At 46.6% G+C, this 9,968-nt stretch carries 7 protein-coding genes; all 7 read left to right on the forward strand.

What is annotated here, in order from left to right; all coding sequences use genetic code 11:
* Window positions 1–1,754 (forward strand): DNA-directed RNA polymerase subunit beta (rpoB, locus tag RWS39_RS08650; RefSeq protein WP_314482549.1); only part of this gene is annotated, 1,754 nt, incomplete at its 5' end.
* Between the two features lie 38 nt (window positions 1,755–1,792).
* The gene (gene rpoC, locus RWS39_RS08655; RefSeq protein ID WP_314482550.1) at window positions 1,793–5,437 is read left to right on the forward strand and encodes a DNA-directed RNA polymerase subunit beta'; all 3,645 of its coding nucleotides are present in this window, start codon (window positions 1,793–1,795) and stop codon (window positions 5,435–5,437) included.
* 404 nt (window positions 5,438–5,841) lie between these two features.
* Entirely contained in the window at window positions 5,842–6,513 is a 672-nt protein-coding gene (locus RWS39_RS08660) for a CPBP family intramembrane glutamic endopeptidase (RefSeq protein ID WP_314482551.1), read from the forward strand.
* Between the two features lie 148 nt (window positions 6,514–6,661).
* Window positions 6,662–7,291: a hypothetical protein gene (locus RWS39_RS08665; RefSeq protein WP_314482554.1), complete on the forward strand. Its 630-nt coding sequence runs from the start codon at window positions 6,662–6,664 to the stop codon at window positions 7,289–7,291.
* Between the two features lie 186 nt (window positions 7,292–7,477).
* Window positions 7,478–8,428 carry a dihydropteroate synthase gene (gene folP, locus RWS39_RS08670; protein ID WP_185774120.1) on the forward strand — a complete coding sequence of 317 codons (951 nt, stop codon included), beginning with the start codon at window positions 7,478–7,480 and terminating at the stop codon, window positions 8,426–8,428.
* 2 nt (window positions 8,429–8,430) lie between these two features.
* Window positions 8,431–9,774, forward strand: a complete 1,344-nt coding sequence (locus tag RWS39_RS08675) for a bifunctional folylpolyglutamate synthase/dihydrofolate synthase (RefSeq protein WP_125383530.1) — start codon at window positions 8,431–8,433, stop codon at window positions 9,772–9,774.
* The coding region (locus RWS39_RS08680) for a GTP cyclohydrolase I (RefSeq protein WP_314482562.1) at window positions 9,755–9,968 on the forward strand (214 nt) is incomplete at its 3' end. The genes RWS39_RS08675 and RWS39_RS08680, both read left to right, overlap by 20 nt.

The raw sequence follows: 9,968 nt of genomic DNA on the forward strand, positions 1-9,968 counted from the left end.
TCCCATCAGACCAAGTAGACTACATGGATGTATCGCCTAAGCAGGTAGTTGCCGTGGCGACAGCATGTATTCCTTTCTTGGAAAACGATGACTCTAACCGTGCCCTCATGGGTGCCAACATGCAGCGTCAGGCTGTGCCTTTGATCGATCCAAAAGCGCCTTATGTCGGTACTGGTATGGAATACCAAGCTGCCCACGATTCTGGTGCAGCGGTTATTGCTCAGTATGATGGTAAGGTTACCTATGCGGATGCGGATAAGGTAGAAGTTCGTCGTGAAGACGGTTCACTAGATGTGTACCACATTCAAAAATTCCGTCGTTCAAACTCAGGTACTGCCTACAACCAACGTACCCTTGTAAAAGTTGGCGATGTCGTTGAAAAAGGCGACTTTATCGCAGACGGACCTTCTATGGAAAATGGAGAAATGGCGCTTGGACAAAACCCAATCGTTGCCTACATGACTTGGGAAGGTTACAACTTCGAGGATGCCGTTATCATGAGCGAACGCTTGGTCAAAGACGATGTCTACACATCTGTCCACCTCGAAGAATACGAATCAGAAACACGCGATACAAAGCTTGGGCCTGAAGAAATCACTCGTGAAATTCCAAACGTTGGTGAAGATGCCCTTAAAGACCTTGACGAAATGGGGATTATCCGTATCGGTGCTGAGGTTAAAGAAGGCGATATCCTTGTCGGTAAAGTAACGCCTAAGGGTGAAAAAGACCTTTCAGCTGAAGAACGCCTCTTGCATGCTATCTTTGGTGATAAGTCTCGTGAAGTACGTGACACGTCTCTTCGTGTACCACACGGTGCCGATGGTGTCGTTCGCGATGTCAAGATCTTTACACGTGCAAATGGAGATGAGTTGCAATCAGGTGTTAATATGCTGGTTCGCGTCTACATCGCTCAAAAACGTAAGATTAAGGTCGGAGACAAGATGGCCGGACGCCACGGAAACAAAGGGGTTGTATCTCGTATCGTTCCTGTGGAAGACATGCCTTACCTTCCAGACGGAACTCCAGTTGATATCATGTTGAACCCACTCGGGGTACCATCACGTATGAACATCGGTCAGGTTATGGAGCTTCACCTTGGTATGGCAGCTCGTAACTTGGGTATCCACATTGCGACACCGGTCTTTGACGGAGCTAGCTCAGAAGATCTCTGGGATACTGTCCGTGAAGCTGGTATGGATAGCGATGCCAAGACGATTCTTTATGACGGCCGTACTGGTGAGCCGTTTGACAACCGCGTTTCTGTCGGTGTCATGTACATGATCAAGCTCCACCACATGGTTGACGACAAACTCCACGCCCGCTCAGTCGGTCCTTACTCAACCGTTACCCAACAGCCACTCGGAGGTAAAGCTCAGTTTGGTGGACAACGTTTCGGGGAAATGGAAGTTTGGGCACTAGAGGCTTACGGTGCGTCAAACGTTCTTCAGGAAATTTTGACCTACAAGTCTGATGATATCAATGGTCGTCTCAGAGCCTATGAAGCCATCACCAAAGGGAAACCAATTCCAAAACCAGGTGTGCCAGAATCCTTCCGAGTTCTTGTGAAAGAATTGCAATCTCTTGGTCTTGACATGCGTGTCCTTGACGAAGATGACCAAGAAGTAGAACTTCGTGACTTGGATGAAGACATGGATGAAGATGTGATCCATGTGGACGATCTGGAAAAAGCACGTCAAAAACAGGCTCAAGAAGCTAAAGCAGCTTTTGATGCTGAAGGAAATGAAGAAAAATAATTCGTCGCTGATTAGATAAATAAGAAAGGTAAGAAATAGTGGTTGATGTAAATCGATTTAAAAGTATGCAAATCACCCTAGCTTCTCCAAGTAAGGTCCGTTCATGGTCTTACGGAGAAGTGAAGAAGCCTGAGACAATCAATTACCGGACCTTGAAGCCAGAACGTGAAGGCCTCTTTGACGAGGTGATCTTCGGGCCAACCAAGGATTGGGAGTGTGCCTGCGGTAAGTACAAACGGATTCGTTACAAAGGGATTATTTGTGACCGCTGTGGTGTCGAAGTAACACGGACTAAGGTTCGTCGTGAGCGTATGGGCCACATTGAGCTTAAAGCACCGGTTTCTCATATTTGGTATTTCAAAGGAATCCCAAGCCGTATGGGCTTGACTCTGGATATGAGTCCGCGCGCTCTAGAAGAAGTCATTTATTTTGCGGCTTATGTGGTGATTGATCCTAAGGAAACACCACTGGAGCATAAATCTATCATGACGGAGCGCGAGTACCGTGAGCGCCTCCGTGAATATGGTGCAGGTTCATTCGTTGCCAAGATGGGAGCAGAAGCGATCCAAGACTTGCTGAAACAAGTGGATTTGGAAACAGAAATTGCGGCTCTCAAGGAAGAATTGAAAACAGCTTCTGGTCAAAAACGAATCAAGGCTATTCGTCGTTTGGACGTTTTGGATGCCTTCTACCGCTCTGGCAATAAGCCAGAATGGATGATTCTCAACATCCTGCCAGTCATTCCACCAGATCTACGCCCAATGCTCCAATTGGACGGTGGCCGTTTTGCCTCATCTGACTTGAACGACCTCTACCGCCGTGTTATCAATCGGAACAACCGTTTGGCTCGTTTGCTTGAGTTGAATGCACCAGGTATCATCGTTCAAAATGAGAAGCGGATGCTGCAAGAAGCGGTGGATGCTTTGATTGACAACGGTCGCCGTGGTCGTCCGATCACAGGTCCAGGTAGCCGTCCACTTAAGTCTTTGAGCCACATGCTCAAAGGGAAACAAGGTCGTTTCCGTCAAAACTTGCTGGGTAAACGGGTTGACTTCTCAGGACGTTCCGTTATCGCCGTTGGTCCGACATTGAAAATGTATCAATGTGGTGTGCCACGTGAAATGGCGATCGAGCTCTTCAAGCCGTTTGTCATGCGGGAAATTGTTGCCCGTGACTATGCACAGAATGTGAAAGCTGCTAAGCGCATGGTAGAGCGTGGCGATGAGCGCATCTGGGATGTCTTGGAAGATGTTATCAAAGAACACCCAGTGCTCCTTAACCGTGCACCGACCCTTCACCGCTTGGGTATCCAAGCCTTTGAGCCAGTTCTAATCGACGGTAAAGCTCTTCGTTTGCACCCACTGGTCTGTGAAGCCTACAATGCCGACTTTGACGGTGACCAAATGGCCATCCACGTACCATTGTCGGAGGAAGCCCAAGCTGAAGCTCGTATCCTCATGCTGGCTGCTGAGCACATCTTGAATCCGAAAGACGGAAAACCTGTTGTAACACCATCTCAGGATATGGTCTTGGGTAACTACTACTTGACTATGGAAGAAGCAGGTCGTGAAGGTGAAGGCATGGTCTTTAAAGACCGTGATGAAGCCGTGATGGCCTTGCGTAATGGCTATGTCCACTTGCACACTCGTGTAGGTATCGCGACAGATAGTCTCAACAAACCTTGGACAGAAGATCAAAAACACAAGATCCTCATGACCACTGTAGGTAAGATTCTCTTCAACGATATCATGCCAGAAGAGCTGCCTTACCTGCAAGAGCCAACGAATGCTAACTTGACAGAAGGCGTTCCAGCTAAATACTTTTTGGAGCCAGGTAAAGATATCAAGTCTGCCATTGAAGCCCTAGAGCTAAATATTCCGTTCAAGAAGAAAAATCTAGGAAATATCATCGCTGAAATCTTCAAACGCTTCCGCACGACAGAAACATCTGCCCTGCTGGACCGCTTGAAAGACCTAGGTTACCACCATTCTACGCTGGCTGGCTTGACAGTGGGTATTGCCGACATTCCAGTCGTAGAAGACAAGGCAGAGATTATCGAAGAGTCTCACAAGCGTGTAGAACAAATCACCAAGCAATTCCGTCGTGGTATGATTACCGATGATGAGCGCTACAATGCAGTTACTGCTGAGTGGCGTGCTGCCCGTGAAAAATTAGAAAAACGCTTGGTTGCCAACCAAGATCCGAAGAACCCAATCGTTATGATGATGGACTCTGGAGCCCGTGGTAACATCTCAAACTTCTCACAGCTTGCCGGTATGCGTGGTCTGATGGCTGCTCCGAACGGACGTATCATGGAATTGCCAATCCTTTCAAACTTCCGCGAAGGTTTGTCAGTACTCGAAATGTTCTTCTCTACTCACGGTGCTCGTAAGGGTATGACGGATACGGCCCTCAAGACAGCCGACTCAGGTTACTTGACTCGTCGTCTGGTTGACGTTGCTCAAGATGTGATTATCCGTGAGGACGACTGTGGTACAGACCGCGGCTTGCTCATCACTTCTATCACAGAAGGCAAGGAAATGATCGAGTCTCTGGAAGAGCGTCTCAATGGTCGTTACACTAAGAAGACGGTTAAACATCCAGAAACTGGTGCTGTCATTATTGGTCCAAATGAATTGATCACCGAAGACAAGGCGCGTGAGATTGTCAATGCGGGTGTGGAAGAAGTGACGATTCGCTCTGTCTTTACATGTAATACCCGCCACGGTGTCTGCCGTCATTGTTACGGTATCAACTTGGCGACTGGTGATGCAGTTGAAGTCGGTGAAGCAGTCGGAACTATCGCTGCCCAATCTATCGGGGAACCTGGTACACAGCTGACCATGCGTACCTTCCACACGGGTGGTGTTGCCTCGAATACCGATATCACGCAAGGTCTTCCTCGTGTCCAAGAAATCTTTGAAGCCCGCAATCCGAAAGGGGAAGCGGTCATCACTGAAGTCAAGGGTGAAGTTACTGCTATCGAAGAAGATGCATCTACTCGTACCAAGAAGGTCTTTGTTACAGGCCAAACTGGCGAAGGTGAATATGTGGTACCATTTACAGCTCGCATGAAGGTAGAAGTGGGCGACCAAGTCTCTCGTGGTGCTGCCTTGACTGAAGGTTCTATCCAGCCTAAGCACTTGCTGGCTGTCCGCGATGTCTTGTCTGTTGAAACTTACCTGCTTGCTGAAGTACAAAAAGTTTACCGCAGCCAAGGGGTAGAAATCGGCGACAAACACATCGAAGTAATGGTTCGTCAGATGATTCGCAAGGTGCGCGTCATGGATCCAGGTGATACAGATCTCCTCATGGGAACTCTCATGGATATTACAGACTTTACAGATGCTAACCGTGATGTGGTTATCTCTGGCGGTGTACCTGCGACAGCTCGTCCAGTCCTCATGGGAATCACCAAAGCTTCCCTTGAAACGAACAGCTTCCTGTCTGCAGCTTCCTTCCAGGAAACAACTCGTGTCCTGACAGATGCTGCTATCCGTGGTAAGAAAGACCATCTGCTCGGACTCAAGGAAAATGTTATCATCGGTAAGATTATTCCAGCTGGTACTGGTATGGCTCGTTACCGTAACTTGGAACCACAAGCAATCAATGAAGTTGAAATTATTGACGAAGTTGTGGAAACAGCAGAGACTGAAGAAGTTGAAACAAGCGTAGAATCATAAGAGCTTGCTTAAGTTTACAATATAAAAGTCTATCGAGAGTGGGACAGAAATCGGTAATTCGTTAGAATTCGATTTCGTCGTCCCACCTCCGCACAGTTGAGTAGGGCTGTAAAAGCTGATGAAATCAGCGTAGTAGAGCCCACTCAACCACTGCGTCTTGCTCGACAATCCAAAGACAATTGAGAGGCTAGGACTTTTGTCCTAGCCTCTTTTTGCTAGGTGCACTGCATTGGTGAAGGTATAATAAAAATTGAAATTTTAGCGCTCTATTTTGCTGCCAGATTGAATCAAAAGCTTAGGGAAGGAGCTTCCTAGTGAGCATGATGGCGTATTTTTTGACTTTATATGGCTCTTAGCTGTACAGGAAGGGAAAAATTCGATATACTAAGTAAAAGGAGGAAAAAATGAAAAATTTTTTGCAAAAAGTAGAATATAGTTTACTGGCTTTGTTTTTAGCCGTCCAGACTCAAGTTCCTTTTGTGCTGATCCAGTTTTACAAAGGTCGAGATCAAAATTTTTCAATAGGATACACCTTGCTTGTCCTGATGGTTTATTTGCTGATTATTTTTTATGCCCTGCGAATGGCTAAAAAAGAAGGCTTACTGACCCTTGATTTTAGTTTTTTTAATTTAAAATCAGTAATCTGGTTAGTGTTATCCTATCTGGTAAGTATTGGAATTAATATCTTTGCAGCGATTATCATGGTTCTAGAGGGTCAATTTTCAGGAACGACAGCCAATCAAGTTGCTTTGCAGAGCTTGTTTCAGAATACACCCGTTATCTTGATTGTTGTGGGAGCACTTTTCTCAGCGCCAATTTTGGAAGAGATTCTTTTCCGTGGTTTGATCCCCCAAAAGTTATTTCCCCAGCATGAGTTGATTGGTTTGATAGTTGGTTCTATTCTTTTTGGTTTTTTCCACGGACCGACCAATATCGGTAGTTTTATTCTTTATGCTGGCATGGGTGGCGTCTTAGCTTTAGTAGTTTACCAGACCAAGCATTTGGAAATGGGAATTTTAGCCCATATGCTACGAAATGGAATTGCTATTTTGGTGATGATCATCTCACAAAGTTAACGATATATCATTCATGGATGAAGAGGTCAGCTTGACCTCTTTTTTGACATTTCAGGGATAAAAAGTGACTTTTTAGGACAACGAGCCAACAGAGCGAATCTTTTGCTTTATAATGATAATTGTATCTTAGCTTTAGGGAGTGAAAAATATGCGTCTCAAATTTCAAAAATCTATCCAAATCTTATTAGTAGTTATGCTGCTTCAATCGGGTTTGTTGCTTTTGGTTCAGCCAATGACCAACCGCTTGGTTTTATCAAGGCCCAGTTTGCTCTTTATCTCTCTCTTTTTGCTCATTCTTTTTGGGTACGCCTCTTACTTTTCTCGTGAGTGGCGGGATTTTAAGGTAGAGCTACGGGCTTCCAAGAGGTTTCAGCACTTACGTTGCCTTTATTTTTTAATGATTGCAAGCAATGCAGCAGGCCTTGTTCTTCTTTGCGGGCAGTCGGGTTCGGAGCTAACGCCTTTGCAGCAGCTTATCTCAAACAGTTTTTCCGCTTCCTCCTTGCTACTACTTGGCATGGATTTATTTGGAATGTCATCACAGGCTAAGCAAAACAGGCAGATGAAATACAGAAAGAGTTGGCGTATTGCCTTGGGAATTGCTCTCTTTGCTTTTCTGATAAATCCTGAAGAATTATCTTGTTTTCTAATTTATCTAAGTTTAGGCATGGCTTTTGTCCAGCTCTTAAAAGCCTGGGTTAGCTCTCTAGAATTATCCTTACTGGCTCATCTTCTTCGGAATTTACTTCTGATCCTCCTTTTGCCTTTCTGTTTGTAAAAAGTGTTTTCTTAAATAGGGGAATTGTGGTAAAATGATAAATGAAACAAGAGTCTGAGAGGACTGCTTGTAGGATCAAGTGCAGTTTGTAAAACTGATGCTGCATCTGCTGTTGGCTTTGCGGTACACTAGATGGGTGTGCCTTTTTTGTTGAAAGGCAGTAGTAGCAAGGGGAAAGGAAATACGATGAATCTAAGACAACTTGCTCCAGAGGGCAAGACAGCTCTTTGTGGGATCCTTAATGTTACCCCAGATTCCTTTTCGGATGGGGGCAAATATAATACGGTGGAAAAGGCTCTGGAGCAAGCACGCAAGATGATAGCTCAGGGAGCTCATCTGCTGGATATCGGTGGTGAGTCGACTCGTCCAGGCAGCCATTTTGTGGATATTGAGGCAGAGATAGGGCGTGTGGTACCAGTCATTGAGGCTCTTCGTCGGGAGACTGATATTCTCATTTCTGTGGATACTTGGAAGGCGTCAGTTGCAGAAGCAGCTTTGGCCGCTGGAGCTAATATCATCAATGACATCACAGGACTCTTGGGTGATGAGAGAATGGCAACTGTGGCTGCCAAGGCTGGAGCGCCAGTTATCGCCATGTTCAATCCAGTCATGGCTCGACCCCAACATGCCGGTTCGAAAATCTTTCCGACTTTCGGCTTTGAGCCAGCTTTTACCGAGTCAGAATTAGCGGACTTTGAACAGCTGGGTATTCAGGCACTCATGTGGGCATTTTTTGAAAGAACACTGGGGAAAGCTAAGCAAGCTGGTCTGGACCGTGAGCAAATCATGCTGGATCCAGGGATTGGTTTTGGCTTGACCAAACGGGAAAATCTCTTGCTCTTACAGGAACTGGACAGCATTCATCAGGCAGGCTTTCCCATTTTTCTGGGTGTCTCTCGCAAGCGCTTTTTGGTCAATATCTTGGAGGAAAATGGTTTTGAGACTGACCCAGAGACAGCCGCTGGTTTTCAAAACAGAGACCTAGCTTCAGCTCATTTGACTAGCATTGCAGCTAGTCAGGGTGTCGAGGCTGTCCGAGTGCATGATGTGGAAGTCCACCGGATGGCAGCCGATATTGGCGATGCTATTCGACTGGCTCAGAAAATGGAAGATCTAAATTTACGGCAGTATAAGTGACTATGACAAAAGAAGAATTGCCAGATTTAAGCTGGCTGGAAGCCTATCGGACGGACAGTCCTAATTTTGGCTTGGAGCGGATGGAGCGGATGCTGGCGCTGCGGGGAAATCCCCATTTGCAGCTGTCAGTGATTCATATAGGGGGGACCAACGGGAAGGGTTCAACCATTGCCCACCTGCGTCAACTCTTGGAAATGCGGGGTCTACGTGTAGGAACCTTTACCTCCCCCTATTTGATCAGCTACAATGAACAAATCGCCATCAATGGCCGATCTATTCCCAATCAAGATTTGTCGCGCCTGCTAGAGATCTATCGAGCTCTCTTTGAAGAGCAAGCGAACGATGAGGTTTTGCAGGGAGTGACTGAGTTTGAAATCATGACGGCTTTGGCCTATGATTATTTGGCTCAGGAGCGGGTTGATGTGGCCATTATGGAGGTCGGTATGGGCGGCCTCTTGGATAGCACTAATGTCTGCCATCCAGATTTGACGGCTATTACGACCATTGGCTTAGATCATGTGGCTCTGCTGGGGCATTCTCTGGCAGCGATTGCCGAGCAGAAGGCTGGGATTGTCAAGCAAAATGTGCCCTTGGTGACTGGACGGATTGAGCCAGAAGCTCTGGCGGTCATTGAGGACAAGGCTCATCAAAAGCAAGCGCCTCACTATGTTTATGGGCAGTCTTATCAAGTGCAGAGCTTGGGCGGGACTGACTCAGGAGAACATCTTAGCTTTTCTAATGCCTATCGGGAGGCGGAGCCTTACCTGACGCCTCTGCTGGGGCAGCATCAGGTAGATAATGCTGGTTTGGCGATTGAGCTCTGTGACCTCTATTGTCAGAGCAAACAGCTACCGCTGTTAACAAAAGAGCAAGTTGGCGCGGCTTTAGTGGCGACCAGTTGGCCGGGTCGGATGGAGCAGATTTCGCACCAGCCTCGTATTTTGCTTGATGGCGCCCACAATCCACATGCCATGGAGAGGTTGACGAGGACCTTGAGCCAGCATTATCCAGACTTGGATAAGAAAATCCTTTTCAGCTGTATCCAGACCAAGTCTCTGGAGGAAATGGTGGGTCAGCTCAAGCAGGTGCCTAAGAGTCAGCTAATTTTGACCAGTTTTACGGATCCACGGAGTTTTTCCAAAGAAAAAATGGAGGCGCTGGCTTGCGAGCAGGGATTGGATTATGCTGATTGGCAGGACTTTTTAGAGGCTTATTTGAAAGCTGAGCATGGGACCGATGAGCTCTTGCTGATTACGGGTTCCCTTTATTTCCTGGCTCAGGTCAGGGCCTATATCATTGACAAAGAAAAAGAATCTAGGAGTGAATATGGACACGAAGAAAATTGAAGCAGCTGTTGCCCAGATTATTGAGGCGGTTGGAGAAGACGGAAACCGCGAAGGTTTGCAGGAGACGCCGCAGCGCATTGCTAAAATGTACCAGGAAATCTTTGCTGGGCTAGGTGAGACGGCTGAGGAGCATCTGGCCAAGTCTTTTGAAATCATTGACAATAATATGGTAGTGGAGAAGGATATTTTCTTTC

Source organism: Streptococcus cristatus, from assembly GCF_963529205.1.
Lineage (GTDB): Bacteria > Bacillota > Bacilli > Lactobacillales > Streptococcaceae > Streptococcus > Streptococcus cristatus_O.